The organism is Flavobacterium frigoritolerans (assembly GCF_025847275.1).
Lineage (GTDB): Bacteria > Bacteroidota > Bacteroidia > Flavobacteriales > Flavobacteriaceae > Flavobacterium > Flavobacterium frigoritolerans.
The window spans coordinates 58,431-84,998 of sequence record NZ_JAOZEV010000002.1 but is presented as its reverse complement, the minus strand read 5'-3'; the positions used below and the strand labels follow the sequence as shown (position 1 = coordinate 84,998).

The 26,568-nt window shown below is 32.1% G+C and carries 24 protein-coding genes, 3 tRNA genes and 1 pseudogene; 15 read left to right on the top strand and 13 right to left on the bottom strand.

Features of this window, described 5'->3' with window-relative positions; genetic code table 11:
* Window positions 1-72: 72 nt before the first annotated feature.
* The gene (gene msrA, locus OIU80_RS02890; RefSeq protein ID WP_264285585.1) at window positions 73-681 is read right to left on the bottom strand and encodes a peptide-methionine (S)-S-oxide reductase MsrA; all 609 of its coding nucleotides are present in this window, start codon (window positions 679-681) and stop codon (window positions 73-75) included.
* Between the two features lie 4 nt (window positions 682-685).
* On the bottom strand, window positions 686-1,246 hold the full coding sequence (gene msrB, locus OIU80_RS02885; protein ID WP_264285584.1) for a peptide-methionine (R)-S-oxide reductase MsrB: 561 nt from the start codon (window positions 1,244-1,246) through the stop codon (window positions 686-688).
* Window positions 1,247-1,534: 288 nt separating this feature from the next.
* Here msrB and idi point away from each other — a divergent pair, with 288 nt between their 5' ends.
* The 8 genes from idi to OIU80_RS02845 all read left to right on the top strand — a co-directional run bounded on the left by idi (window position 1,535) and on the right by OIU80_RS02845 (window position 4,808).
* Window positions 1,535-2,062 carry an isopentenyl-diphosphate Delta-isomerase gene (idi, locus tag OIU80_RS02880; protein WP_264285583.1) on the top strand — a complete coding sequence of 176 codons (528 nt, stop codon included), beginning with the start codon at window positions 1,535-1,537 and terminating at the stop codon, window positions 2,060-2,062.
* Between the two features lie 12 nt (window positions 2,063-2,074).
* Window positions 2,075-2,485 carry a 6-pyruvoyl trahydropterin synthase family protein gene (locus OIU80_RS02875; RefSeq protein ID WP_230605135.1) on the top strand — a complete coding sequence of 137 codons (411 nt, stop codon included), beginning with the start codon at window positions 2,075-2,077 and terminating at the stop codon, window positions 2,483-2,485.
* Between the two features lies 1 nt (window position 2,486).
* Window positions 2,487-2,945 (top strand): peroxiredoxin, encoded by a 459-nt coding sequence (locus OIU80_RS02870; RefSeq protein ID WP_264285582.1) that lies wholly within the window; start codon window positions 2,487-2,489, stop codon window positions 2,943-2,945.
* Window positions 2,946-3,009: 64 nt separating this feature from the next.
* Window positions 3,010-3,978 (top strand): type I phosphomannose isomerase catalytic subunit, encoded by a 969-nt coding sequence (locus OIU80_RS02865; protein ID WP_264285581.1) that lies wholly within the window; start codon window positions 3,010-3,012, stop codon window positions 3,976-3,978.
* 56 nt (window positions 3,979-4,034) lie between these two features.
* On the top strand, window positions 4,035-4,301 hold the full coding sequence (locus tag OIU80_RS02860; RefSeq protein ID WP_195735483.1) for a hypothetical protein: 267 nt from the start codon (window positions 4,035-4,037) through the stop codon (window positions 4,299-4,301).
* A gap of 78 nt (window positions 4,302-4,379) precedes the next feature.
* Window positions 4,380-4,453 (top strand) — tRNA-Thr (locus OIU80_RS02855).
* Window positions 4,454-4,555: 102 nt separating this feature from the next.
* A tRNA-Thr gene (locus tag OIU80_RS02850) sits at window positions 4,556-4,629 on the top strand.
* A gap of 105 nt (window positions 4,630-4,734) precedes the next feature.
* Window positions 4,735-4,808: transfer RNA gene (locus tag OIU80_RS02845), tRNA-Thr, on the top strand.
* 425 nt (window positions 4,809-5,233) lie between these two features.
* Here the strand turns inward: OIU80_RS02845 and OIU80_RS02840 are convergent.
* From OIU80_RS02840 to htpG, 9 genes are all read right to left on the bottom strand, one after another.
* Window positions 5,234-5,944 carry a DUF4369 domain-containing protein gene (locus OIU80_RS02840; protein WP_264285580.1) on the bottom strand — a complete coding sequence of 237 codons (711 nt, stop codon included), beginning with the start codon at window positions 5,942-5,944 and terminating at the stop codon, window positions 5,234-5,236.
* A 121-nt stretch (window positions 5,945-6,065) separates the two neighbouring features.
* Window positions 6,066-7,928 (bottom strand): M61 family metallopeptidase, encoded by a 1,863-nt coding sequence (locus tag OIU80_RS02835; RefSeq protein WP_264285579.1) that lies wholly within the window; start codon window positions 7,926-7,928, stop codon window positions 6,066-6,068.
* Between the two features lie 113 nt (window positions 7,929-8,041).
* Complete coding sequence (locus OIU80_RS02830) at window positions 8,042-8,320, bottom strand: DUF2805 domain-containing protein (protein WP_039111648.1); 279 nt, start codon at window positions 8,318-8,320, stop codon at window positions 8,042-8,044.
* Between the two features lie 122 nt (window positions 8,321-8,442).
* Window positions 8,443-9,270: a sterol desaturase family protein gene (locus tag OIU80_RS02825; RefSeq protein WP_264285578.1), complete on the bottom strand. Its 828-nt coding sequence runs from the start codon at window positions 9,268-9,270 to the stop codon at window positions 8,443-8,445.
* A gap of 230 nt (window positions 9,271-9,500) precedes the next feature.
* The gene (locus OIU80_RS02820) at window positions 9,501-9,743 is read right to left on the bottom strand and encodes a GlsB/YeaQ/YmgE family stress response membrane protein (protein WP_195735479.1); all 243 of its coding nucleotides are present in this window, start codon (window positions 9,741-9,743) and stop codon (window positions 9,501-9,503) included.
* Window positions 9,744-9,784: 41 nt separating this feature from the next.
* Window positions 9,785-10,492 carry an aquaporin Z gene (gene aqpZ, locus OIU80_RS02815; protein WP_264285577.1) on the bottom strand — a complete coding sequence of 236 codons (708 nt, stop codon included), beginning with the start codon at window positions 10,490-10,492 and terminating at the stop codon, window positions 9,785-9,787.
* 30 nt (window positions 10,493-10,522) lie between these two features.
* The gene (locus OIU80_RS02810; protein WP_264285576.1) at window positions 10,523-10,879 is read right to left on the bottom strand and encodes a DoxX family protein; all 357 of its coding nucleotides are present in this window, start codon (window positions 10,877-10,879) and stop codon (window positions 10,523-10,525) included.
* Window positions 10,880-10,964: 85 nt separating this feature from the next.
* Entirely contained in the window at window positions 10,965-11,861 is an 897-nt protein-coding gene (locus tag OIU80_RS02805; RefSeq protein WP_264285575.1) for an EamA family transporter, read from the bottom strand.
* 344 nt (window positions 11,862-12,205) lie between these two features.
* Window positions 12,206-14,089, bottom strand: a complete 1,884-nt coding sequence (gene htpG / locus OIU80_RS02800; RefSeq protein WP_264285574.1) for a molecular chaperone HtpG — start codon at window positions 14,087-14,089, stop codon at window positions 12,206-12,208.
* A gap of 184 nt (window positions 14,090-14,273) precedes the next feature.
* On the opposite strand from htpG, the gene OIU80_RS02795 reads away from it, so the two are divergent.
* From OIU80_RS02795 to OIU80_RS02785, 3 genes are all read left to right on the top strand, one after another.
* Window positions 14,274-14,777, top strand: coding sequence for a lipocalin family protein (locus tag OIU80_RS02795; protein ID WP_264285573.1), 504 nt, complete (start codon window positions 14,274-14,276; stop codon window positions 14,775-14,777).
* A 31-nt stretch (window positions 14,778-14,808) separates the two neighbouring features.
* On the top strand, window positions 14,809-15,498 hold the full coding sequence (locus tag OIU80_RS02790; RefSeq protein WP_264285572.1) for an OmpA family protein: 690 nt from the start codon (window positions 14,809-14,811) through the stop codon (window positions 15,496-15,498).
* 137 nt (window positions 15,499-15,635) lie between these two features.
* Window positions 15,636-16,586: an ABC transporter ATP-binding protein gene (locus tag OIU80_RS02785; RefSeq protein WP_264285571.1), complete on the top strand. Its 951-nt coding sequence runs from the start codon at window positions 15,636-15,638 to the stop codon at window positions 16,584-16,586.
* Between the two features lie 105 nt (window positions 16,587-16,691).
* On the opposite strand, the gene OIU80_RS02780 is transcribed toward OIU80_RS02785, so the two are convergent.
* The gene (locus OIU80_RS02780; RefSeq protein WP_264285570.1) at window positions 16,692-19,103 is read right to left on the bottom strand and encodes an alpha/beta hydrolase family protein; all 2,412 of its coding nucleotides are present in this window, start codon (window positions 19,101-19,103) and stop codon (window positions 16,692-16,694) included.
* Window positions 19,104-19,374: 271 nt separating this feature from the next.
* Between OIU80_RS02780 and OIU80_RS02775 the strand changes: the two genes are divergently transcribed.
* From OIU80_RS02775 to OIU80_RS02765, 3 genes and pseudogenes are all read left to right on the top strand, one after another.
* Window positions 19,375-20,382 (top strand): 3-oxoacyl-ACP synthase III family protein, encoded by a 1,008-nt coding sequence (locus tag OIU80_RS02775; protein ID WP_264285569.1) that lies wholly within the window; start codon window positions 19,375-19,377, stop codon window positions 20,380-20,382.
* A 321-nt stretch (window positions 20,383-20,703) separates the two neighbouring features.
* A pseudogene (locus OIU80_RS02770) lies at window positions 20,704-21,026 on the top strand (GIY-YIG nuclease family protein).
* Window positions 21,027-21,175: 149 nt separating this feature from the next.
* On the top strand, window positions 21,176-21,847 hold the full coding sequence (locus tag OIU80_RS02765) for a copper homeostasis protein CutC (RefSeq protein WP_264285568.1): 672 nt from the start codon (window positions 21,176-21,178) through the stop codon (window positions 21,845-21,847).
* 201 nt (window positions 21,848-22,048) lie between these two features.
* Here the strand turns inward: OIU80_RS02765 and OIU80_RS02760 are convergent, their stop codons facing one another.
* On the bottom strand, window positions 22,049-24,448 hold the full coding sequence (locus tag OIU80_RS02760) for a TonB-dependent receptor family protein (RefSeq protein WP_264285567.1): 2,400 nt from the start codon (window positions 24,446-24,448) through the stop codon (window positions 22,049-22,051).
* A 320-nt stretch (window positions 24,449-24,768) separates the two neighbouring features.
* Between OIU80_RS02760 and argS the strand changes: the two genes are divergently transcribed.
* A complete protein-coding gene (argS, locus tag OIU80_RS02755; RefSeq protein ID WP_264285566.1) occupies window positions 24,769-26,550 on the top strand; it encodes an arginine--tRNA ligase in 1,782 nt (593 codons plus the stop codon).
* Window positions 26,551-26,568 lie beyond the last annotated feature (18 nt).

The window sequence follows — 26,568 nt, the reverse complement described above, 5'->3', positions numbered from 1 at the left end:
TACGAAATTTTGTCTTTGATCCTTAAAATAAAAAAGCCACTTATAATTGTAAGTGGCTTAGTGAATTAATGATTATTTCTTTTTTAATTTATCTTTAAAGACTTTTTCAAACTTTTCTATTTTTGGCTGAATTATCATTTTACAATAGGGCTGATTTTTATTGTTGTCATAATAATTTTGATGGTAGTCCTCGGCTTTGTAAAACTTAGTAAATGGTTCTACAGCAGTAACAATAGGATCGTTGTATACTTTTGCTTTTTTTAAAGCATTTATAATGTTATTTGCTGCATTTTTTTGCTCTTCATTTTTATAAAAAATAACAGAGCGATATTGACTTCCTACATCGGCACCTTGTCTATTTAATGTTGTAGGATCGTGTACAGTAAAAAATACTTTAAAAATCTCATCTAGATTTGTTGTGTTTTTGTCATATGTAATCTGAACTACTTCGGCAAAACCAGTTTTTCCTGTTGAAACTTCTTCATAACTTGGATTTGTAGTTTTTCCTCCTGAAAATCCAGATACAACAGATTTTACTCCATTTAAGTTTTCATAAACGGCCTCTACGCACCAATAACAGCCTCCGCCAAGTGTAATAGTATCGTAATTGGATTGTTTTTTTGCTTGCCCAAATCCATTAAACGAGAGGATTAAAAGGCATATTAGAATTGTGTTTTTCATAGTGTTATTTATTATCGGGTATAAAATCAAGTGCAATCGAGTTCATGCAGTATCTTTTTCCAGTTGGGGCAGGACCATCATCAAATAAATGGCCTAAGTGACCACCACATCTACCACAAAGAACCTCAGTTCTTTCCATGCCTATCGAGTTATCTTGTTTGTAGATTGTGCTTTTTTTGTTTTCTTGCTCAAAAAAGCTTGGCCATCCGCAACTGCTTGAAAATTTGGCTCCGGATCTAAAAAGTTTATTCCCGCAGGCCGCGCAATAATAGGTTCCTTTTTCATCAGTGTTCCAATATTTTCCTGTAAAAGGTCTTTCAGTATCGGCATGTCTCATTACTTCATATACATCACTAGGTAATACCTTTTTCCATTGAGCATCGGTAAGATTTAGTTTTGTAGTGTCAGTATTCGAGTAATATGGATTATCAGGTTTACTGATTTTGTTTTCCATGGGATTATTTTTTGTTGATGTATATTGTTCTTTTTTGTTTTGTCCACAGGCTTGAAGGATAAACAGCGGGAGCAAAAATAATAAGCTTAAAAAATGGGCTCTAGTTTTCATAATTTATTGATTTTGTATTGTAAAGGTAAGATGCTTGTTGTTGGTAAAGTGTTGTCTGTTTTACAAATGGATGCTTATTTAAGTGTGTTTTAACTATTACTATTTACGAAAAAAATGTAGTTTTAGATTTAAAAGGAAATATTATTGCTCTTATGTCTTTAATACACTCATTGTCATGATATAAAATTAAAATTTTAGTGAATGCAAGGCTCGTTAAACTTTTCACAAACTTTTTCTAGGCTCTAAAGCAATTTCTTTTTTCGTATTTTTGTGTGTTTAATACCAATTATGATAGAAGAAAACGTAATATTAGTTAATCAAAATGATGAGCAAATAGGCTTGATGCCAAAAATGGAAGCTCATGAAAAAGCGGTTCTACATCGTGCATTTTCAGTTTTTGTTTTAAATGATAATAATGAAATCATGTTACAGCAACGTGCGCATCATAAATATCATTCTCCGCTACTTTGGACTAATACATGTTGTAGCCATCAGCGTGAGGGTGAAACTAATATAGAAGCTGGAAGTCGAAGATTGTTTGAAGAAATGGGATTTAAAACTCCACTTAAAGAACTTTTTCATTTTATATATAAAGCTCCTTTTGATAACGGATTGACAGAACATGAACTGGATCACGTTATGATCGGACGTTATAATGGAGTACCTACTATAAATCCAGAAGAAGTTGAAGCTTGGAAATTGATGAAAATAGAAGATGTAAAAACAGATATGCAATTACATCCTGAGATTTACACCGTTTGGTTCAAAATAATTTTTGACGAGTTTTATCATTTTCTGGAAGACCATAAAATTTAAACCAAAACCTACATGAGAGTTACGATATCAAGGAAAGCACATTTTAATGCTGCTCATCGGCTGTATAGAAAAGATTGGACTGCAGAGAAAAATGATGCCGTTTTTGGGAAATGCAATAATCCCAATTTTCATGGTCATAATTATGAATTAACTGTTAGTGTTACTGGAGAAGTTGATCCAGAAACAGGTTTTGTGATAGATGTGAAAATATTGGCAGATATTATATATCAAGAAGTAGAATTACCATTTGATCATAAGAATCTTAATCTTGATGTACCAGAATTTCAAGATTTAAATCCAACTGCAGAACATATTGCAGTTGTGATATGGAATAAAATTAGAAAAAAAATAAATCCCGATTTTGATTTAGAAATCGTGTTATATGAAACTGCTCGTAATTTTGTAACCTATAAAGGAGAATAAAATGTCATTAAAAGTAGGAGATATTATCCCGAATTTTACAGCTAAAGATGCTAATGGAGACGTGTTTGAGAGTAAAGATGTGCTTGGTCGTAAACCTTTGGTTATTTATTTTTATCCTAAAGATAATACGCCAGGTTGTACAACAGAGGCTTGTAGTTTTAGAGATCAATATGAAGACTTTGTAGCTTTAGGAGCCGAAGTAATAGGTATCAGTAGTGATAGTGTTGATTCTCATCAAAAATTTTCTCATAAACACCATTTGCCATTTGTGCTTCTTTCAGATGCAGATAAAAGAATAAGAACTCTTTTTGGAGTTCCTTCAGGATTACTTGGATTATTGCCAGGAAGGGTAACCTATGTTGTCGATAAAAATGGAGTCATAATCCTGATCTATGATAGTATGGTTGCTGCCAAGCATATCCCTAAGGCACTTGAGGCAATTAAAGAATTAGTGTCATAAGTTAAAAACATAATAGTATGCAAGATTCCTCAAATGAATGGATTTGTATAAAAAATAAATATTGATGGATTTAAAATTATATCCTTTGCAGTTTGAGCCAATTTTGAAAGACAGAATTTGGGGTGGAGAAAAATTAAAAACAGTTCTTAATAAACCGATTACATCTAAGATTACTGGTGAAAGTTGGGAACTATCTACTGTAGAAGGAGATGTAAGTATTGTTGCAAACGGAAGTTTGAAAGGAAAGTCACTTACTGATATAATAGAGGAATTCCCAAGTGAAGTTTTGGGAACAAAAGTTTACAAACGATTTGGAAAACAATTTCCATTACTTTTTAAATATCTTGATGCTCGAGAAGATCTTTCAATACAAGTGCATCCTAATGATAAGCTGGCAAAAGAACGTCATAATTCTTTTGGTAAGACTGAAATGTGGTATATTATGCAGGCTGATGCCGATGCAAGAATTATTGTAGGTTTTAAAGAAGATTCAAGTAAAGAAGAGTATCTGGAGAATTTAAATAACAATACACTAGTTTCTATTCTGGACGATGTAAAAGCTAAACCCGGAGATGTTTTCTTTCTGGAAACAGGGACGGTTCATGCCATAGGAGCAGGATTAGTCGTAGCCGAAATTCAGCAAACATCAGATATTACGTATCGTTTGTATGATTTTGATAGGGTAGATGCACAAGGAAATAAAAGAGAATTGCATGTAGATTTAGCGCTAGATGCTATTAATTATAATAAGGTAGATACTTATAAGGAGTATAAGAAAAAGACAAATGAATCTAATGTAGTAGTAGATTGTCCTTATTTCACCACAAATTTTATTCCGTTAGATGGTCAGGTTGAGGCGAATAAAAGTGGAGAAACTTTTACAGTTTATATGTGCATTGAAGGTTCTTTTGAAATAGAATACGACGGAAATAAATTGGAATATAAAAAAGGAGATACTGTGTTGATCCCAGCTACTTTGAATGAGTTCATTCTCAATGGAAAAGCTTCTATTTTAGAAATTTACATTTCATAGCGGGTAATAGAAAGATTATGTGTACTTTTGCAAACGCAAATTAAAATTAAAATAAAATGGCAAACGTTAAGAATTTAAAGAAAGACATCAACTACGTTTTAGGAGATATTATTGAAGCAGTTTACTTATTTGAAATTTCTACTACAGGAAAACCAACTACAGAAACTAACGCTTTGATCGATGAAGCTATTGCTGCTTTTGATGCTTTGATCACTAAAGTGAACACAAAGAACGTAGAAAATAAAAAAGCTCATTTCAAACAAATCAATGTTGAATTGGAAGAAACTGCTAATCAATTGATTGCAAAAATCAACGAATTGTAGTAAAAAAAAACGATAAAAAAGTGTAAAATTATTTTGGTAAAACAAAAATCAATCTTACATTTGCACCCGTAATGAGTCGCCAGCGTAGCTCAGTTGGCTAGAGCAGCTGATTTGTAATCAGCAGGTCGTGGGTTCGAGTCCCTCCGCCGGCTCAAAATAAAACCATCCGATAAGGGTGGTTTTCTATTAGTATTGAAAATGTGAAATTATTTGGTAAAACAAAATCAATCTTACATTTACGCCCGTAATGAGTCGCCAGCGTAGCTCAGTTGGCTAGAGCAGCTGATTTGTAATCAGCAGGTCGTGGGTTCGAGTCCCTCCGCCGGCTCAACGTAAAACCATCCGATAAGGATGGTTTTTTATTTATATTAAAAGTGTAAATTTATTTTGGAAAATTCAAAAAACCACTTTACATTTGCACCCGTAATGAGTCGCCAGCGTAGCTCAGTTGGCTAGAGCAGCTGATTTGTAATCAGCAGGTCGTGGGTTCGAGTCCCTCCGCCGGCTCAGAGTTAAAACCATCATAGAAATATGATGGTTTTTTTTTTTGCTCTATATCCAGTTTCTATTGATCAGTACCGAAATCTAGACGTTATAAAATTAGGTATAAGTATTAGTTAGTCTGTAAAAAAAAAGAATTCTGTATTTTTCAACTCTCGAAATTGACTTTTAAAAGTCTTTATTTTGGATATAGAGACAAACTAATGTTTAATGAGTGACTTTGTGATAGAGAGGTGATAAACGCATTGGTTGGGTGTATGAAGATGTTTATGTTCCGACTTCAGTATCTGTAATGTGTCTGAGTTTTGACTTCGTAGATTTTATAAAAGTATTTGAAATTATATGATTTATAGAATACTATTTGAAAAGTCCAAAAAAAAATCCTGCTTAAAAAAAACAGGATTGATATTGTTGTAATGAGAGGAGTGTATTTATTGCTGCTTTTTGATTTTAGCAACATACTCAGTAAGTTTTTTCCCGTAAAGTGATTGAGCTACTTTAGGAGTCATTGATTTTTGGATTGTATCCAAGTATTTAATGTTGATGTCGTATATGTCTGATAAGGCAATATAAGGCGCTATTTCGTGATCTTTGTTGTTAATGGCAAAGTTTGTAGCGTATAAATATTTTCGTTTGATATTAGACTCTTGTTTTTCGTTTACACTGTCTAATGTTTTTTGATTATTATCTTTCATTGCTTTAAATCTCAATGCAACAAGATCAAGGTTCGAATCATTAAAGCGAGAGCTTATTTTTCGGTAATCTTCGTATAATTCTTGGTTTTTAGATCCAGTAATTTTAGCACTTGAAATGTAAGTGTCCAAATTAGTGTCTATGTTGATGTTACCAGGTTCTGCAAAAAATAATATATTATTGTCTAGTGAATTACTTACTCCACGATCTAGAAATAGGTAAAGCATTTCTGGTGATTTTAATTCGATGTTAGTTTCGAAAGCAGAATTACCATCAATTTTAATGCTGTCAATAGCTACTAGTGATGTGTCTACAACTCTTTGTATGTATAAGGTTCCGTTTTTTAATCCTTTAATATTTCCTGTAATATGCAAATTGGTTTTTGATTCGTTTTTGCTACATGAAGCTAAAAGAACAAGGGTAACGAATGCAATAATAGTTTTTTTCATTGTTTATAGATTTTGGTGCAAAATAAAGAAAATAGTTTTAAAAAAAACATTGCTAAACTTTTAATTTATAAAAAAATCCCAATCTATTTCTAAATTGGGATTTTCTTGTTTTCATTTCTTATTAACCTTTTAACCAGGCGTTTCTAAGGGATTGTTTGGAATTGTCGGTTGCTTTAAAAGTATTCTTTTCTTCGTAAGGAAGTTTTACTACTCCTTTTAAAGTTAGGTCCTTGCCATTGCGTTTTATTTTAACGGTTACGGGGTCGTTTTCTTTCCAGGTTTGACTTTCGGTTATCATATCGTAAATGTTTACTAATGAATATGGTTTTTCATTTATAGATAAGATGTAATCGCCTCCTCTTAGGTCAAGTGCTTTGAAAAAAGGGTTCAATTCTATTTCAGGTATGACCATAATTTCTTTGGTTTCAGGGTTTATAGTGATGTATGGAATTTGACCTTTTAAGAAAATTGTCCCAGGAACTTTCTCTACGGCTTTAGTTACTCCAACTTTATCTAAGTAAAAGTCGTAAGGTATTGGAGTTGTTCCTGCAACGTAAGTGTTTAAAAATGTTCCGACTTCAGGATAAGTTAATTGAGTGATTTTAGCAAAGAGCTCATTATCGTTAAATGGCTTTGTAATACCGTATTCATCCGATAATTTATGCATTAAGTCTAGAATTCCTCTTTGACCATTACTTTTTTCTCTAATAATAATATCGAGGCACATACCAATAAGTGCTCCTTTTTCATATACATTTAAGTATTGGTCTTTGTATGGTTGTTTTAAGACATTGGTACTCATTTTTGTAAATGACATGGTGTCGTTCATCGTTTTTGCATGTTCTACTTTCTCTGCAATGCGGGAGTAAAATTCAGTTTCATCAATTAGACTTTGATTGATCTGGAAAAGATTTGCAAAATATTCTGTAACACCTTCGTACATCCATAAATGCTCAGACATCTTAGGGGTATTGTAGTCAAAATATTGAATTTCTTTTGAATGGATTGTTAATGGAGTTACAATATGAAAGAATTCATGAGAAACTACATCTTTCATTGATTTTATTAATTCATCTTTAGGCATCATCTCAGGTAAAACAACTGTTGTTGCAGTAGGGTGTTCTAGAGCTCCAAATCCATGTGCGTCATCTGGTTTCATTGTTGATAAATACAATAAAACAGTATATTTTTTAGTTGAATTTATTTTTCCTAAAAAGTTTTTCTGAGCAGTCATTATTGTTTTCATTTCTGGAGTGATGCTCTCTGCGGTAAATTTTCCAGTTGGAGAATATACTGCTATTTGTATTTCCATTCCATTTACATCAAATGATGTGTAATCAGGTTTAGAGTACATAATTGGGTTTTCTACCAAAACAGCATAGTGAGACGTTGTGAATACGTCGCTAGTATTGCTTGCATCTTCATCAGTCATTGATGTTGCTCCCCAAAGTGTTGCTGGATGAGTAATGGTTACTTTGTAAGGGATGTCAAGTTTGTCTTGAAAGTAGCCTACAAAACCATGAGTGTTTATTATGAAATTAACATCAGCATCGATATTTGTACCTGCTGGGGAGAAGATATCGTCATTGCCAAATCCTGTACCTTTTTCAGTGTCGAAAGTGTCGTTGACTAAATAAGTAATTGTTTTTAATGTTTTTGCATTAGAGATTGACCAAGTGTTATCATCTGTTTTCTTTACAGGAAGGAGTGTTCCTTTTGAATCAAATGCTTTCAAGTCTTCAATGAATCTACCATAATTATCCTCAGAATACGTTCCGGGAACAGTTTTAGGGATGCTATAAGTTACTTCATCGGTATTGATTTTAGGAGCTGTAATTGTAACGAGTACTTTGTCTTCTTTTACATCAGTAAGATTAATGCTGACTCCAATTTCTTGTTTTGTAAGTGTATTACTAGTTGAGCTAGCTGTTTTACAGCCTATAAATACAGCTACTAATGCTAATGTGGCTATTATTTTTTTCATTACTTATGAGTTTATTTTTACTATTGGTCTTTACAGATCGAAGTAAGTTACAAAAACATTTTAATTTTATTTATAGGTATAAAAAAAAACTCCTGTTTCCAGGAGTTTTATGGTTAGTCTAATTTGTTCTTTATGTAATATTTACCATCCAAATCTTCATCAAAATCATCTATTTTAACTGGTTTTGGCTTAGGTTTGTTAGCAATAGCCTTCTTTTTCCACATTTCAAATTTCTCTGCGGGCATTTTCTTTTTCATAATTTCTAAAACCTCTTTTTCAGCCAATCCAAATTCTTTTTTGATAATTTCAAAAGGATTCTTTTCTTCTAGGGCTAATGTAACAAGTTTTTCTGTTTGTTCCCAGTTCAATTCTTTACGGTTACTCTTTTTCATCACGTGAAAATTAATTCAAATAGGGGTTAATGATTAATAATAGATTGATTTTCAATTTAGATATCAATATTAATGAAAAAAATAATTACTTCGTCGCTTATGGTGGATTTTTTTTATTGATTTTAATCCTTTTTTTGCGAACGTTGTTTCTGAAACGGAATTTGTAATAAATTCTTCAAATTATTGTGCTCTTCAGGGTTCATGTGAGTGTCGACTCCATAGATTATTTTTTCTTTTGGAAGTTTCATAAATGTTCCGAAAAGACGGTCCCAAATAGAAAAAATATTTCCGTAATTGCTATCAGTATAAGGTAATACATAATGATGATGTATTTTGTGCATATTTGGAGAAACAATAAAGTAGCTTAAAAAAGAATCGACTTTATCGGGTAGAGAGATATTTGCATGAGTAAATTGAGTAGATATAACAGAGAGTGTTTGGTATAGGAAAACCATCCACATGGGGCTTCCTACAATTAAAACACCAAGAGTTGTGAAAATAAACCGAATTATACTTTCTCCAGGGTGATGCCGATTGCCACTTGTGGTGTCAATCCAAGTATCGGTATGGTGAATAAGGTGGAAACGCCATAAAAATTTAATTTTATGCTCCGTAAAGTGAGCTAAATAAGCACCTATTAAATCTAATAATAACAATCCGATAATGGTATATATCCATAAAGGAATTTCTGGTAACCATTGTAGAATTCCGAAATTGTTTTTAATTGTCCAATCAGCAGTTTTTAATAAAATAAATGCTAAAACAAAATTGATGATAATTGTAGTAAATGTTAAGAAAAAATTGATTCCAGCATGATTCCATTTTTTGTAGTTAAATTTAAAAAGAGGGAAAGTGTTTTCTATGAGCCAAAATAAAGTTATTCCGCTAACGAGAATTAAACTTCTATGTAAAGAAGGAATAGTACTGAAATAAGAAATAATTTCATTCATACCGAAAGTATTTACTCAAAATTAATGATTTTGATAATATGAAATTAAAATAAGGTTCTTTTTTTGATCTTTAATGTTGTAGTTGAGCTAGGTCTTTATGAATTATGAATTGAATGTTATCAAAGAAAAAAAAGAGAAGGAAATGAAGTAGTAAAACTTTTTTTCCTTCTCTTTATATGTAATATTATTACCTGTCTAATGAATGTTTACGACAAGTAATGTAAGTGGAGTTATGCTTTTTTTATTAAACTAATAATAAATAATAAAACCCAAGCACCACCAACAGCAATTATAATCTGCCAAAGCAAACCACCGCCACCGATACCTAATCTTCCTGCAATCCAGCCACCAATAAGTCCGCCAACTATACCAACGACAATATTGCCAAGGATTCCAAAACCTGCACCTTTCCATATTTGACCTGCTAGCCAACCAGAAATTGCTCCAATAAGTAAGAAATATAAAAATTCCATATTTTAAAAGTTTAAGGGATTAATAATCGATTTAAGAAAAATTATGCTGCGTCATGATTTTGCAACAATGTTTTGTATATAATTCCTGCTACAATTGCTCCTAATATCGGGGCAACCCAGAATAACCAAACTTGTGATAATGGTTCACCACCAACAAATAAAGCCTGAGATAATGATCTAGCTGGGTTTACAGATGTGTTTGTAATAGGAATGCTTATTAAGTGAATTAATGTTAGTCCTAGACCAATTGCTACTCCTGCAAATTTTCCATTTGCAAATTTATCAGTAGCACCAAGAATAATTAATAAGAAAAACAAAGTCAGTACAAACTCAGCTATAAATGCAGATTGTAATGAGTAACCATCTGGTGAAAAAGCTCCAAAACCATTTGATGCAAATGCTCCGGCTTTGGTGTTGTCTATCATGAAACCAGCTTTGCCAGCTGCGATTGTGTATAAAGTTCCTGCAGCTGCGATTGCTCCAACACATTGAGCAATAATATATGGTGCTAGGTCTTTTGCTGGGAATCTTCCTCCTGCCCAAAGTCCAAATGATACTGCTGGATTAAAATGACCACCAGATATATGTCCTACAGCGTAAGCCATTGTTAATACAGTTAATCCAAAAGCCAGAGCCACTCCAGCAAATCCAATTCCTAGATCTGGAATCCCTGCAGCAAAAATAGCGCTTCCACAACCGCCAAATACAAGCCAAAATGTTCCGAAAAATTCTGCAAAAAGTTTTTTCATGATGAAAAGTGTTTAATTAATGTATAAATGTTAAATAGTATATTGATATGCCCAAAAAATCAAAACGAGTTGAAAAGGCATACGTGATAATAAAATCCATCTAGGTAGCCCAAAACTTGCTTTTTTGTTTTGATACATATACATATGTGTTGGGAAAACTGCGACCAATAACGCAATAATTCCCCACGCGGCAAAATGAGATGTCGCTGGGATTAATAAAAGTAATCCTAGCGTAATCTCGGTGATACCGCTTAAAACGTTCAATAATTTGGGATTTGTAAAATAAGGGGGGATGATCTTTAGATATATCCTAGGGTTTCTAAAATGGTTTATTCCAGCAATAATATAAAGCGAAGCCATTAGGTATATATGCCAAGGTAGATCCATAACAGTTTATTTGTTACGAATTTAATAAATAATTAGTAATTTAATAAATAATTAGTAATTATTTTTAACAAGTATTGTGAGTTGTTTATTTTTGTTTCTGAAAATTTAGATTCATAATAATAATTGCAAGTATGATTAAAATTATTCCAACCCATTGAAGGAATATTACTTTTTCATTTAGCAGTACGTAGGCCATCATTACAGAAACAGGTAGTTCTAAAGCTGAAACAATACTTCCTAGTCCAATTCCTGTAAGGGGGAAGCCAGCATTCATAAGCATTGGAGTTATAATTGTGCCAAAGAGTGCAAGGACAATACCCCATTTGGCAAAAATCTCGAAGTTAAATGGAGCCGTTTGTGTTGCTAATGCAAATGAAAAGACAATAATTGCTCCTCCTAAAAGCATATATAAACTACGTTGTGCTGATGAAATCTCGGTAGCAACTCGGTTTGCAGTAAACATTGTTGTAGTAAATGATGCAGCTGCCAAACAACCCCATACAAGACCACGCCAATCCAATTGGATTTCGTTTTGAGTAATATTAGTAGCCAAGACTGTTCCTGCTAAAACAATTATTACAGCAACTACTTTTTGTTTAGAAGGTAGTTTTTTCTCCAAAAGCATTTCTAACAAAACACCCATCCATACTGTTTGCATCAATAAAACAATTCCTATAGAAACTGGAATATATTTTACTGCTAAATAATAGAATAAACTTGTCATTCCTAACGAAGTTCCAGCTGTCATTAGCTGAGCAATGTTCTTTGGCGTTGCATTTACAACTTTATTTTTATGTTTTACTTTTTGAAAAGCATTAATGGTTAGGAGTCCAATTATTCCTAATATAAATTGAGAAGTAGTTACTTCTGCTGTAGTGAATCCCTCGTCATATGCCATTTTTACAAAGGTGGCTAACATGCCATAACTTGTAGCTCCAAGTGCTACTAGAAAAACTCCTTTTAGTACGTTATTTTTTATCATTTAATGTAATTTACTGCTTCTGTTTTTAAAAACACGACCGGCAAAGATAGGCTTTAGTAATTGATTTAAAAAGTGTTTTTAATTTAATTATTGATAATTATGGTATTGTTTTCGTTCTTGAATTTATTGAAAATGCCTTAAATTCATGTTGTTTTTGGCTTATTCGTAATTATCTGAATGGTCGGTTTTTCTTTCGGTAGGTTTTTAATAAGATAATTTAAAGTTATGTAAATAGGTTGTGCTTGAAACATAGGCAGTAAATTTTATTCTTTTAAACAAAAAGCCCCACAAGTATAACTTGCAGGGCCTTGTAATTATTGGTTTATAATAGAACCAAATTAATCTTATTTGATCATTTCAAAACTTCTTTTTACGAAAGCAGTTAATGCCTCACCTTTTAAAAGGTTTTGAGACAACTTCGCTAAATCTAAAGCTTGTTTTACCAAATGTTCTTGATGTGTTTTATCTTCGGTGTTCAAGATATTAGTTGCTAACTCAGAATTTGTGTTTACAACCAAGTTGTACATTTCAGGCATGTTACCCATTCCGAACATTCCAGAACCACCAGATTGACTCATCTCTTTCATTCTACGCATAAATTCGGGTTGCGTAATGATAAACGGAGCAGCTTGACTATCCATAGCTTCTAGTTGAACGCTATAGGCTTTAGGAATGTATGCTTCTAATGAAGTTTTTAAAGCTTCTTTTTCTTCATCAGATAATTTAGAAATTGTGTTTTCATCTTTTTTGATTAAATTATCAATATGATCAGAATCTACACGAACGAAAGATAAACCAGTATTGTCTCCTTCAATTTTTTGAATCAAATGCGAGATGATTGGAGAGTCTAAAAGCAATACTTCGTATCCTTTTTCTTTTGCTGTTTCAATGTATGAGTGTTGAGCGTCTTTATTTCCAGCATATAAAACAACCAATTTTCCGTCTTTATCGGTTTGGTTTTCTTTTATTTTCTCTTTTAATTCTTCTAGAGTAAAATAAGTATTGTCTACTGTTGGATATAAAAAGAAAGCTCCTGCTTTTTCATAAAATTTGTCTTCAGAAAGCATTCCGTATTCCAAAACAATTTTAATGTCATTCCATTTTTCTTCAAAATCAGCACGGTTTTCGTTGAATAATGCTTTTAATTTATCAGCTACTTTACGAGTAATGTAGTTTGATATTTTCTTAACCGCACCATCAGCTTGTAATCCAGAACGAGAAACGTTTAATGGAATGTCTGGTGAATCGATAACACCTTTTAGCATTGTTAAAAATTCAGGAACAATTCCTTCTACGTTATCAGTTACATAAACTTGATTTTGGTATAATTGAATTTTGTCTTTCTGAATTTGCATATCCGAACCTAATTTTGGAAAATATAAAATTCCTGTTAGGTTAAATGGATAATCAACATTTAAGTGGATGTTGAATAATGGATCTTCGAATTGCATTGGATACAACTCACGGTAGAAGCTTTTGTAATCTTCATCAGATAATTCAGTTGGCTGTTTTGTCCAAGCTGGATTTGGGTTATTGATGATATTGTCAAGTTCTATAGTTTCGTTTATGTAGTCTTCCGGAGCATCTTCTGGCTTAGGAAGTGTTTCTGTTTTTGTTCCGAATTTAATTGGAATAGGCATAAACTTGTTATACTTATTTAATAATTCATAGATTTTAGAATCTTCTAAAAATTCTAAAGAATCCTCAGCAATATGTAAAACAATTTCAGTTCCACGTGTAGTTTTGTCAGTTGGCTCCAAAGTAAATTCAGGGCTACCATCACATGTCCAATGAGCAGCTGGTTCGTCTTTGTATGATTTAGTAAAAATTTCTACTTTTTCTGCAACCATAAAAGCAGAGTAAAAACCAAGACCAAAATGCCCTATGATTCCAGAATCTTTTGCAGAGTCTTTATATTTGTCTAAAAATTCTTCAGCTCCTGAGAAAGCAACTTGGTTGATGTATTTCTCAACTTCATCAGCTGTCATCCCAAGACCCTGATCGATGATGTGAATTTTTTTTCCTTCTTTGTCAATTTTAATCTCGATAATTGGGTTGCCATATTCTACTTTGGCTTCACCAATACTTATTAGGTGTTTTAATTTTAGAGTAGCATCGGTTCCGTTAGAAATCAACTCACGCAAGAAAATTTCGTGATCGCTGTATAAGAATTTCTTGATTAAGGGAAATATGTTTTCTACTGAAACATTAATTTTACCTGTTGTCATATTTTTTTAAATTTTAAGTTTAACATTATGCATTTCAGATTCTTCAAATAGAATACCAATTGCAAAAGGAGTGACAAATTGTCGTAAGTGTTAATTCTGCAAGAAAAAAAAATAATTTTTAAACAAATTTAATTTTTTTGCATTGTATCTTTGTAGGAGTATTAATTTTAAATTTGCTAAAACGATGAGAAAAATTATTTTAATATGCATAATAGCCGTAACGGTTTTTGCATGCAAATCAGCCTCAACAGCGACCACGTCTAATGGAGCTGAACCGCTTTCAACAAAACTTGATAAGTCGACTCAAGTAGCAATTAAAGGAAATTGGGTTTTAACCAATGTTTCTTATCCGGGTTCAGAGTATATTAAAGTAAATTCATTTGATCTTGCTGACTCTAAATGTTTTATTGGTAGTACTTGGAATTTTATTTCAAATAATAACAAAGGATCGATGGCTTTAGCATCATCTAGTTGTACTGCTTTTTCTTCTCCGATTGTGTGGAGTATCAATAATCAAGGTATGCTTGTACTTAAGATTCTTGATGCTGGTATAAAAGCAAAAAAAGTGAGAGACGGATATTTATTAAAAGTAGGGGGGGTAACTGAAAATTCATTTCAATTAATTGATAATATTAATGTTGGAGGACAAGTTAAGGATGTAACATACCAATTTCAAAGAGCTAATTAATATTAAAAAAAACATATAAAAATATAAACAGATGAGAAAGATAACAGTTTTAGGTTTGAGTACTTTACTTGTATTAGCAGGGTTTTTTACAAGTTGCGATTCGGTAAAAAATGCAAATAATACTCAAAAGGGTGCAGGAATAGGTGTTGCTGCAGGTGCTCTTATAGGTGGTATTTTAGGAAACAATTTAGGGAAAGGTGGTAACGCTGCTTTAGGTGCTGCTATTGGTGCTGCTGTAGGTGGTGGAACTGGTGCCCTTATTGGAAACAAAATGGACAAGCAAGCTAGAGAGATTGATCAGGCTTTACCAGGTGCTACTGTAGAAAGAGTAGGAGAAGGTATTCATTTAACTCTAAATGAAAATTCTGTTCGTTTTGATACTAATAAATCAACATTAACTACACAGGCAAAAGCAAATTTAGATAAATTAGTTCCTGTATTTAATGAATACGGAGATACTGATATTCAAATTTTTGGATATACTGATAACACAGGTAGACCAGAATACAATTTGACACTTTCAGGACAAAGAGCTGCTTCTGTGCAAGCATATTTAGTTTCTAAAGGATTAAAATCTTCTCGTTTCAAAACTTCAGGTTTAGGAATTGCTGATCCTATTGCAACAAATGATACTCCAGAAGGAAGAGCACAAAACCGTCGTGTAGAGTTTGCTATTACTGCAAATGACAAAATGGTAAATGACGCAAAAGCTGGTAAATAAGCATTGTATCTTACATAAATAACTTAAAAGCTGTTTCTTTTGAAACAGCTTTTTTTTGTATATAATTTAATAACTTTCTCTCAGTTAGTTTTGTTAAAGGAACTATCTTTGTGTCCTCAATTTTTCAATGCCAACCAATGCTTCAAGTTCAAGATATTTCTTTTTCGTATACCGAAAAGCCTGTTATAAAAAACGTCTCTTTTACTATAAATAAAGGAGAAAACATTGCTATTATTGGCGAAAGTGGTTGCGGAAAAAGTACACTTCTTAAATTAATATACGGGTTATATGATTTAAATGAAGGTAAAATTTTTTATAATGAAAAGCCTATTTTAGGACCTAAATTCAATTTGGTTCCCGGAATGCCTTATATGAAATATTTGGCTCAGGATTTTGATTTGTCTCCTTTTGAAACAGTTGCTGAAAATGTAGGCAAGTTTCTTTCTAATGGTTTTGCCAATATGAAAAAACTGCGCGTTCAAGAATTATTAGAGATGGTCGAAATGGAGCAATTCTCAAATGTAAAAGCGAACCTCTTAAGTGGAGGGCAAAAGCAAAGGGTAGCTTTGGTAAGAGTGCTGGCTTTAGAGCCCGAAGTGATTTTACTAGATGAACCTTTTAGCCAAATTGATGCTTTTCGAAAAAATGCTTTACGCCGAAATTTGTTTCGATATTTAAAACAAAAAGGAATTACTTGTATTATAGCAACCCACGATAGTACAGATGCTTTGTCATTTGCAGATGAAGCGATTGTAATGCGAAATGGAGAAGTTATTATTAAAGACAATCCAACAAAAATATATGAAGATCCTGAGACTCGTTATGTAGCGTCACTTTTTGGAGAAGTAAATGAAGTTGCTACTCATTTATTGGTTTCTTATGAAGATGAAATGCATAAAACGTTGGTATATCCGCATCAATTAAAAATGGTAGCAGAATCTAACTTGCCAGTAAAGATTAGAAGGACTTATTTTAGAGGAAATCACTATTTAATTGAAACAGTTTATAAAAGGCAATTGATTTTTTTTGAAAGTGAAATTGATTTGCCTCTTGAGCAGGAAATATTCTTAAGTTTAAATTATCTTTAATTGGAAAATTTGTCAATTAGAAATTAGATAATTCTTTTAGCGCTATAAAAAACAAACCCGACAGGTTTTTAAAATCTGTCGGGTTTTTTATTTGTAAAAATAAATCTAGTTTTTTAAGTATTTCTCTAAGAACTGATCTTGTTCCCAAAGTAAGTGCAAGATGTTTTCTCTGGCTACATAACCATGAGATTCTTTTGGTAAAATTACCATTCTTGCCGGTCCGCCCAATCCTTTTATAGCTTGGAAATAACGCTCTGTTTGTAAAGTAAAAGTCCCTGGATTGTTATCAGCTTCACCATGTACTAAAAGTAGTGGTGTTTTCATTTTGTCAGCATGCATAAAAGGAGACATTGTATTGTAAACATCTGGAACTTCCCAGTAGTTACGTTGCTCAGTCTGGAAACCAAAAGGAGTTAAAGTTCTGTTGTAAGCACCACTTCGTGCAATTCCACAAGCAAAAAGATTAGAATGTGTTAGTAAGTTTGCAGTCATAAATGCTCCATATGAATGTCCTCCAATAGCAACTTTCTTTTTGTTTATGTATCCTAAAGCATCTACTGCATTTATAGCAGCCTCTGCATCGTCAACAAGCTGTGTTATGAAATTATCATTAGGCTCTGTAGTTCCTTCACCAATAATTGGAAAAGAGGCATCATCAAGAACAACGTATCCTTTAGTTACCCAATATACAAATGATCCATAATAAGGAAATGTAAATTCATTTGGGTTCTGACTACTTTGTCCTGCACTGTTTTTATCTTTGTATTCTGCAGGGTATGCCCAAATTAATAATGGAAGTTTTTCTTTTTTGACTTTGTCGTATCCTGCAGGTAAATATAAAGTTCCAGATAATTGAACACCATCTTTTCGTTTGTATTTAATAACCTCTTTGCTTACATCTTTAATGCTTTCAAATGGATTTTTGAAAAAAGTAACTTGAGTTAAACTATTTTGTTTTTTAATATTTCTGAAATAGTAATTTGGATAATCATTTTTAGATTGAATTTGCACCAAAACTTTTCCTGTTTTAAAATCTTCAATGCTTAATATGTCTTCTTTTTTATCTTTAAATGAAGAAGTATAAAGGCGTTTTGTTTTTAATGTTTTAAGATTAAGTTCACTAATAAAAGGGAATTGACCATCTTTAGTGAAACCTTCTCCAAGAAGAAAAGCATTATCATTTTCTATAGCAAGAACATATCTGTTGTATTGGTTTTTCTTATATTCAAAATTACCAGGATTAGAGTAGATGTCTTGTGAGTTTCTATCAAAAATCAATTTAGGTTTTTGAGTAGCGTCAGCTGGATTGATTAAATAAGTTTTAGTATTACGTGTGTCATACCATTCGTCCATAAGGATTGCTACATTGTCATTTCCCCAAATAATTCCACTGTAACGTTGAGGTGTTTTTACCAATGAAGTTGCTTCGGTGTTAAATGGAGCGTTCCAAAGAAATACTTCGTCTCTAAACTCAACTTTATTAGCTGGATTTCCTTCGTCTAAAGCTTCTACATAAGAAAGTGTTGCAGGTTTGTCATTTCTCCATGACATTTCTCTTTTTCCTTTACGGACAGCCATAAAACCTTTAGGCATGATTTCATAAAGAGGAACTTCGTTTACTATTTTTACTTCAGTACCGTTTTTATCATAAACTACTGCCTTTGATGGGAATCTGTTTAGTGGAACAATATATGAAAATGGTTTTTGGATTGTTGTCAACATTACATAATTTCCATCAGGAGAAATTCTTTCAGAAGAGTACATTGCTGCATTTTTGAATAAAGTAGCTGTACCATTAATGTTTACTTTGTAGATTTCAGAAGTAATGATGTTCTCAAAATTGGCCTCATCATTTTTGTTTTTCAACATGTCAGCATAAGTTCTATTTTGTGATTTAGAACCATCAGCGCTAGAAACAATTGGACCAGTTGGTAAGTCTTTTTTAGCATCCAATAATGCAGGTCTGTTTTTTGGAAGCATTTTTACTAAAATAGTTTCATTGTCGTTGAACCAACTAAAAGGAGTTCCTATATTAGCATTTAATGTTGCATCAGTAAGTTTGGTTGCTTTTGCAGTAGGAACATCTATAATCCAAAGTTCAACTCCGGTTTTTGTAGTATTAGTAAATAATATCTTTTTGTTATTTGGTGACCATGTAGTATAACTAATCTGTGGGTCAGTTGGTAAACCAGCTATTTCTATTTCTTTGGTATCGCTAATTTTTCTCAATTTGAGATTTTTTACATAGGTTACCGTACTAGAAATGTTAGTTACAGGATTAATTCTTAAACCAGCTAAACGAAGTTCTTCTTGATTTAAATCGTCTAATGTTTTATAAGTATTTCTGTAACTTAACAGCATGTATTCTTTTTTTGTATCCATTGATACAGAGGGAGCTCTTTCGTAATCAGCCAAATCTAAAATTGATTTAGAAGGCTTTTGATACGTTACGTTTTCTTGCGCAGAAGCTACTAAGCCAAGATTTAAAAATAGAAATAAGATAATTTTTAATTTCATAGTTGAAACTTTTATAATTAATGGTTAAAGATTGTTATAATTTGTCTAAAGTAGTTCAAACTTGTTACATTCTAGTAATGAAAAAGTGTTGCAATAAATTTTTTTTTAAATACAGGGTAGTTTTCTTTCAATTTAAGATGTGACCTTAAAATGTAGCCAGTGAGAATGATATATAAAATTGGTAATTACGAAAAAATTACTAAATTGTGTACATGATTTTTAAAAGATGTTTAGCTTTGCAATCCAAATTTTTAACGAATAATAAAAAAATATGTATCATTCAAAAATAGCGGGATTAGGATATTATGTCCCTTCAAATGTAGTGACCAATGACGATTTGTCTAAAATAATGGATACTAACGACGAGTGGATACAAGAACGAACAGGAATTGAAGAGCGTAGACATATTATTCGTGGAGAAGATACTACAACTTCAATGGGTGTAAAAGCTGCTGAAATAGCTATTCAACGTTCAGGAGTAGCAAAAGAAGATATCGATTTTGTTGTTTTTGCAACATTAAGCCCCGATTATTATTTTCCAGGTCCAGGAGTTTTGGTGCAACGTGATTTAGGATTAAAAACTGTTGGAGCATTAGATGTAAGAAATCAATGTTCAGGTTTTGTATATGCTATTTCTGTAGCCGATCAATATATTAAAACAGGTATGTATAAAAATGTTTTAGTAATAGGTTCAGAGGTACATTCTACTGGTTTAGATATGACAACTAGAGGAAGAGGAGTTTCTGTAATTTTTGGAGATGGAGCAGGAGCAGCAGTTTTGAGCAGAGAAGAAGATACTACAAAAGGAATATTATCGACCCATTTACATTCAGAAGGACAACATGCGGAAGAATTATCTCTAACTGCACCAGGAATGGGAGCGCGTTGGGTAACAGATATTTTAGCAGATAATGATCCAAATGATGAAAGTTATTTCCCTTATATGAACGGACAATTTGTGTTTAAAAATGCAGTAGTACGTTTTGCGGAAGTAATTAATGAAGGTTTGGTAGCTAATAATTTGCAGGTTTCTGATATTGATATGTTGATTCCGCATCAGGCAAACTTGAGAATTTCTCAATTCATCCAAAAGAAATTCGGATTGAATGATGATCAGGTACATAATAATATTCAAAAATACGGAAATACAACAGCAGCATCTATTCCGATTGCATTGACAGAAGCTTGGGAACAAGGGAAAATTAAATCTGGAGATACTGTAGTTCTTGCTGCATTTGGTAGCGGATTTACATGGGGAAGTGTAATCATCAAATGGTAATTTAAAATTATAAAGAGATAACCATGTAAGTTATATAAGTTCACTAAGCGAAATGTTTTTAAACTTATATTTTCTTAAATGACTTACATGGTTAAAAAATACTTCTAAAAGAAAACCTGTTCAGTACTGAATAGGTTTTTTTATACGCACTTGTCAGGCTGAGCGAAGTCGAAGCCACGTTCCAATTGGCAAACAGTAAACTTATTTCAATATTGTAATAGAATTTCAAGAACAATATTTTTTGAATTATTTTTCTTACTTTTAAAGCAGGCTTGCCTAGGTGAGTGAAGTCTAAGCTAGCTTCAATTAAAATTATTTAAAATGAAAAGATATTATGTCTATATATTAAAATGCTTCGATAATAGTTATTATACAGGAGTAACAAATAATATTGAAAGAAGATTAACAGAACATAATTATGGATTAAATAGCGATTGCTATACATTTATAAGAGGCCTTTAGAGTTAGTATTCTGTACTGAGTTTAATGATGTAAATCAAGCTATTTTATTTGAAAAACAAGTAAAAGGTTGGAGTAGAAAGAAGAAAGAGGCTATTATAACTGATAATTGGGAAGATTTGAAAAAACTCTCGGAATGTTTGAACGAAACTCATTTTAAAAATTATAATAAAAAGAAGATTTAGTAGTAAATTAGCCTTCGACTTCGCTCAGGGTGACACTGCGGTTTTTGATTGTTATTTTATCTTCATCGTATTGTCAGGTTGAGTCATTCGTCTCCGCTTAGGATAAACCTAAGTCAAAGCTCATTACAATTGTTTAAGTATAATTAAAAATGGAAAAAAGTCAATTAGAGATTGCGTGTTTTAACCTTGATTCTGTAGAAATTGCTCAGGCAAATGGAGTAAATAGAATTGAGTTATGTGTCAATATGAAAGAGGGAGGGACAACTCCGGATTTAAGTTTAGTTCAGGCTGCAAGAGAAAAAGCAACGATTGATTTAAATGTTATAATCAGACCTCGTGGAGGAAATTTTATTTATACCGATGCTGAATTTCAGGAAATGAAAGAAAGTATAATCGAATATAAAAATTGCAAAGTAGATGGATTTGTATTTGGAAATCTCAATGCTGACGGAAGTGTTAATAGAGAACAAAATATGGTATTGGTTAATTTAGCATATCCGCTTCCTTGTACATTTCATCGTGCATTTGATGTTGTTACCGATGTCAGTAAATCTCTGGAAGATGTAATTACTTGTGGATTTAAAACAATCTTAACTTCAGGTCAGGGGAAGAATGTTGAAGAAGGGATAGATGTCCTTATTGATGTTGTTCAAAAAGCAAATAACAGAATAGTAATTATGCCAGGAGGAGGACTTCGATCTACGAATATAGGTTTACTAAAAGAAAAGCTTGGAAACACTTTTTTTCATTCATCTGCAATTACTGATTCTAGCGAAACTGCAAGTGCAATAGAAATTATTGCTCTAAAAGCGAAGTTGTAATTTTTGGCATGTTGTAAAACGCTATCTAAATAAAGAGAACGCGGATAAAAACGGATTTTTAAAAATAATTAAAAAAGAAAGTAATCCATTTTTTAGACAATCTATGCAATTTATATATAACAAAAAGCCCAGAGTGGCATTCTCTGGGCTTTTACTACTAAAATAATTCAAAAATTAAAAAAATCGAATTAGTGTGATAGATTAAAACATTCCACCACCACCTTTATTCGTATTGTCTTCTCTTTGCTTGCGTTGTAAGTTTTTGATTTTTGCTCCACCAAAGTTGTAGCTAAGACCAAAATAAACGGTTTGGCTTTCCCATGTAAACTCTCCGTTTTGAGGGTAAGGGTTTGTAGCATCGAAAGCATATTTCATAGTATCGAAGATATCGTTAAAACGTAAGCTTAAAGTCATTTTGTTGTCTAGCAAGGTGTAGCGAGTACCAGCATCCATTTTGTACATATCGTGACTGTTGTTTTGTATTCCATCAACAGGGCCTCTGTAAAATCCAAATAATAAGAAACTCAAACGTTTATTTGCTTTAAAGTTTGCATTAAGTCTAGCGTTAAACGAGTTAGCATCAATTTTTTTATCGATTGCTGTTGAAGCGTTTGTTACTGGGTCAATAATAAAAACAATTCCTTGTTGTTTTATACTTGAGAAATCGATAGACGGTTGAACGTCTAGCCATTTTGTAGCTTTGTAATTTGCTGACATTTCGAATCCATACGCAGTATTGCGGTCGAAATTGGCATAAGTCATAATTTGTTTCTGATTTGTTGGATCACTGTCATCAGGTTTTAGCGTACGGCTAATTTGATCGTTGATGCTTCTTACATAAACTCCTGCTGTAAAAGTACTTTTACCAAAAAGTTTAGTGTAGTTTATTTCAACCGAATTAGTGAATTGTGGTCTTAATTCTGGATTCCCTAAAGACGTTGTCAATGGGGTAGAAAATTCACGGATTGGTTTTGTTTGTTCTAAACTAGGACGATCTACACGACGGCTATAACTAAATTGGAATGTGTTATTTTCATTAAGGTTATAAGTGAAATAAGCCGATGGGTATAGCGTGATATAATCATCGTCAAATTTATATTGATTATGATTTAGGTTAGCCTGAACTTTATAACTTTCAAAACGTGCTCCTAATTGGTAGCTGAATTTTTTGAATTTTTGACCAAAAGTTACATAAGCCGAATAAATATCAATATCATATGTATAATTTGAAGCTCGCTGTGCAGGAACAATTAGAGGATTTTCTGTAGCGTAATCATTTGTTGTTCTTGTGATTCTTGCTTCGGCACCAGCCTCAAATGTTGTTTTCTCATTTAACGGATTAACATAATCGACGTTTACAGTACTATTTTTTCTAGCATCTTTTATGTAATCGTTGTAAATTGACGACTCTATATTGTTAATGTTTTTTGAATCGAAATAAGCAGTTTGAGGTTGCTTGAAATCATTATAATTTCCTTCAACGTCAAGAGTATGACCTTCTTTTTTGAAAAGATGCTTGTATGCTAAATTATAGGTATTGTTATTGTTCTTATTGTCATACTTTGATTTTTGAAAACCATTTGTAGTACCTACACCATAGTTAATATCAGTATTTACATTCGTAAAACCATCAAATGAGTTTTGATTCGTGTAAAAAGAAATAGTATTGTGGTCATTGATGTAATAATCCATACCAATTTTATAAAGGTGAGAATCATTATCACTTGTAACATCAATTCCTTGAGTTAAATCTCTGTCTAATCTATTAATTTGACCGCCATTAGCATAAACTCCAAAGTTACGCCCAGCAGTTCCAAAGAAATTTACCTTTCCTACTTTGTAATTCAAATCTAATGAATTATTGTATTTAGCTGTTTCACCAAAAGTTATTCCAGCATTGAAATTTCCATTAAAACCAGTATTGGCATTTTTATGTAAAACGATATTTATAATTCCAGACATTCCTTCTGGGTTATACTTAGCACTTGGGTTAGTGATTAACTCAATTTTTTTGATTGATGTAGATGGAATTTGCTTAAGTAATTGAGCAGGATCAATGTTAGATGGTCTTCCATCAATTAATACACGTACATTAGAGTTACCACGCAGCGATAATTTACCATCTTGATCTACATTTACCGAAGGGATATTGTTCATAATATCTGAAGCCGAAGCACCAGCAGTAGTAAGATCTTTACCAACAGTAATTACTTTTCGATCGATTTTTTGTTCAATAGTTGAGCGTTCGCTAACAATGTTTACACCTTTAAGTTGTGTAGCTTCTTCCTCAAGAGCTACTTTAAATGTGTATTCTTTTTTAGAATCACTAAAGTATAAGTTGGTTTTGTATGGTCTAAATCCGATGTATTGTATTTCTAAAATATAATTTTTTAAAGGAATATTTTTTAAATTAAAATCTCCTTTGTCATCAGTAACTCCACTTGCAATTGTTTTCCCTTCTTCTTTTACAGCAACTGTAGCATAAGATATTGGGGAATTAGTGGCTTTCTCTAGTACTTTTCCAGAAATACTTCCAGAATTTTGAGCTTGCACCGATGTTATTACTCCAATAAGCAATAACATGATAATTTTAAGTTTCATAAGATTTGATTTTGTTAGAATAGATTAATTAGTTTTTGATTGATGATTTTTCTTTAAATGCAAGTTGATTATTCTTGTTTGAAATTTATTTAAAGTTTCTATTAAGACTATTATTTTGATTTTATGTTACAGAATTTGTCAAAAAAAACAGTTTTTTTACGAAGTATGATTTGTTTTTCAGTGATTTAAGATTGTTATTTGTAATGAGTCTTAATTGTTTTTTTAAATAAGAAGACTCCTTATCATAGATTTTAAATCTTTTACATTTTCTGTAATTGATGAATAAGCAGTATATTTGCACACTTTAAAACTAAGTTTACATGTCATTATCACAAATTCTTACGCCTTCTATACAAAAAGCAATACAAGCCTTATTTGAAGTAACCGTAGATAAAATCGAATTTCAAACTACCAGAAAAGAGTTTGAGGGAGATATTACAATGGTTATTTTTCCTTTATTAAAAGTGATTAAAAGTAATCCTGTTGAATTAGGAAATAAAATAGGAAACTATCTTGTAGAAAACCTTCCAGAGGTAGCTCGTTTTAATGTGGTTTCGGGTTTCTTGAACATTGTTATTGCAGATACCTATTATGTGAATTTCTTTAACGGTATAAAAGATGGAAAAAAATATGGTTTTGTAGAACCAAATCCTTCAGATAAAGCAATTATTGTAGAGTATTCTTCGCCAAATACAAATAAGCCATTACACTTAGGTCACGTTCGTAACAACTTGTTAGGATATTCTGTTGCAGAGATTATTAAAGCTTCTGGTAAAAAGGTATATAAAACTCAAATTATAAACGACAGAGGAATTCATATTTGTAAATCGATGTTGGCTTGGGAAAAATTTGGAAATGGAGAAACTCCTCAGAGTACAGGTTTAAAAGGAGATAAATTGGTTGGGAATTACTATGTTAAATTTGACAAGGTTTATAAAGAACAAATTAACGAATTAATTCAAACAGGTAAAACTGAAGAAGAAGCTAAGAAACAAGCACCGATAATTCTAGAAGCACAAGAAATGCTTTTAAAATGGGAAGCTGGAGATGAAGCTGTAAAAGAACTTTGGGCAAAAATGAACCAATGGGTTTATGATGGTTTTGCTATTACATATAAAAATCTAGGAGTAAATTTTGATAGTTATTACTATGAAAGTAATACTTATTTATTAGGAAAAGATGTTGTTCAGATAGGATTAGACAAAGGAATTTTTGAAAAAGATCCGGATGGTTCAGTTTGGATTGATTTAACAGATGAAGGTTTAGATCGTAAAATTGTACTGCGTTCAGATGGAACGGCAGTTTATATGACACAAGATATTGGAACAGCAATCCAGCGAGTAAAAGACCACTCAGATGTTGGAGGAATGGTTTATACAGTAGGAAACGAACAAGATTATCATTTTAAGGTATTGTTCTTAATTCTTCAAAAATTAGGTTTTGATTGGGCTTCAAGCTTATATCATTTATCATACGGAATGGTCGATTTGCCTTCAGGCAAAATGAAAAGCCGCGAGGGAACTGTTGTAGATGCCGATGATTTAATGCAGGAAATGACCGATACAGCTCAAGAAATCTCAGAAGGTTTAGGTAAGTTAGACAGTTTTTCTGCAGACGAAAAACAAAAATTATACAGTACAATCGGACTTGGTGCTTTAAAATATTACATTTTAAAAGTAGATCCAAAGAAACGTATTTTGTTCAATCCAGAAGAGTCTGTTGATTTTGCAGGAAATACAGGGCCGTTTATTCAATATACTTATGCCAGAATCCAGTCAATTATTCGTAAAGCAGATTTTGATTTTGGAGTGACATTAACAGGAATTAAAGAGCTTCATGAAAAAGAAAAAGAATTGGTAAAACAAATCGAGCTTTTCCCAGAAGTAATCCAAAATGCAGCACACAATCATAGTCCGGCATTAATTGCTAATTATACTTATGATCTGGTAAAAGAGTACAATTCATTTTATCAATCGGTACATATCTTAGGAGAAGAAGATTTGACTAAGAAAATATTCAGAGTACAGTTCTCTCAGAAAGTAGGAGAAATTATAAAATCAAGTTTCAGTTTATTAGGAATAGAAGTTCCTGAAAGAATGTAAAAATATCAGAAATCTGAA

Excerpts from the sequence above, each read along its gene's own strand:
- OIU80_RS02780 (WP_264285570.1), bottom strand. The coding sequence starts at position 19,103 with ATGAAATTAAAAATTATCTTATTTCTATTTTTAAATCTTGGCTTAGTA.
- OIU80_RS02865 (WP_264285581.1), top strand. The coding sequence starts at position 3,010 with ATGGATTTAAAATTATATCCTTTGCAGTTTGAGCCAATTTTGAAAGAC.
- OIU80_RS02765 (WP_264285568.1), top strand. The coding sequence starts at position 21,176 with ATGGAAAAAAGTCAATTAGAGATTGCGTGTTTTAACCTTGATTCTGTA.
- msrA (WP_264285585.1), bottom strand. The coding sequence starts at position 681 with ATGAAAAACACAATTCTAATATGCCTTTTAATCCTCTCGTTTAATGGA.
- OIU80_RS02810 (WP_264285576.1), bottom strand. The coding sequence starts at position 10,879 with ATGGATCTACCTTGGCATATATACCTAATGGCTTCGCTTTATATTATT.
- OIU80_RS02775 (WP_264285569.1), top strand. The coding sequence starts at position 19,375 with ATGTATCATTCAAAAATAGCGGGATTAGGATATTATGTCCCTTCAAAT.
- OIU80_RS02870 (WP_264285582.1), top strand. The coding sequence starts at position 2,487 with ATGTCATTAAAAGTAGGAGATATTATCCCGAATTTTACAGCTAAAGAT.
- OIU80_RS02820 (WP_195735479.1), bottom strand. The coding sequence starts at position 9,743 with ATGGAATTTTTATATTTCTTACTTATTGGAGCAATTTCTGGTTGGCTA.
- OIU80_RS02830 (WP_039111648.1), bottom strand. The coding sequence starts at position 8,320 with ATGAAAAAGAGTAACCGTAAAGAATTGAACTGGGAACAAACAGAAAAA.
- argS (WP_264285566.1), top strand. The coding sequence starts at position 24,769 with ATGTCATTATCACAAATTCTTACGCCTTCTATACAAAAAGCAATACAA.
- OIU80_RS02785 (WP_264285571.1), top strand. The coding sequence starts at position 15,636 with ATGCTTCAAGTTCAAGATATTTCTTTTTCGTATACCGAAAAGCCTGTT.
- OIU80_RS02860 (WP_195735483.1), top strand. The coding sequence starts at position 4,035 with ATGGCAAACGTTAAGAATTTAAAGAAAGACATCAACTACGTTTTAGGA.
- idi (WP_264285583.1), top strand. The coding sequence starts at position 1,535 with ATGATAGAAGAAAACGTAATATTAGTTAATCAAAATGATGAGCAAATA.
- OIU80_RS02805 (WP_264285575.1), bottom strand. The coding sequence starts at position 11,861 with ATGATAAAAAATAACGTACTAAAAGGAGTTTTTCTAGTAGCACTTGGA.
- htpG (WP_264285574.1), bottom strand. The coding sequence starts at position 14,089 with ATGACAACAGGTAAAATTAATGTTTCAGTAGAAAACATATTTCCCTTA.
- OIU80_RS02790 (WP_264285572.1), top strand. The coding sequence starts at position 14,809 with ATGAGAAAGATAACAGTTTTAGGTTTGAGTACTTTACTTGTATTAGCA.
- OIU80_RS02825 (WP_264285578.1), bottom strand. The coding sequence starts at position 9,270 with ATGAATGAAATTATTTCTTATTTCAGTACTATTCCTTCTTTACATAGA.
- OIU80_RS02840 (WP_264285580.1), bottom strand. The coding sequence starts at position 5,944 with ATGAAAAAAACTATTATTGCATTCGTTACCCTTGTTCTTTTAGCTTCA.
- aqpZ (WP_264285577.1), bottom strand. The coding sequence starts at position 10,492 with ATGAAAAAACTTTTTGCAGAATTTTTCGGAACATTTTGGCTTGTATTT.
- OIU80_RS02835 (WP_264285579.1), bottom strand. The coding sequence starts at position 7,928 with ATGAAAAAAATAATAGCCACATTAGCATTAGTAGCTGTATTTATAGGC.
- OIU80_RS02760 (WP_264285567.1), bottom strand. The coding sequence starts at position 24,448 with ATGAAACTTAAAATTATCATGTTATTGCTTATTGGAGTAATAACATCG.
- msrB (WP_264285584.1), bottom strand. The coding sequence starts at position 1,246 with ATGAAAACTAGAGCCCATTTTTTAAGCTTATTATTTTTGCTCCCGCTG.
- OIU80_RS02875 (WP_230605135.1), top strand. The coding sequence starts at position 2,075 with ATGAGAGTTACGATATCAAGGAAAGCACATTTTAATGCTGCTCATCGG.
- OIU80_RS02795 (WP_264285573.1), top strand. The coding sequence starts at position 14,274 with ATGAGAAAAATTATTTTAATATGCATAATAGCCGTAACGGTTTTTGCA.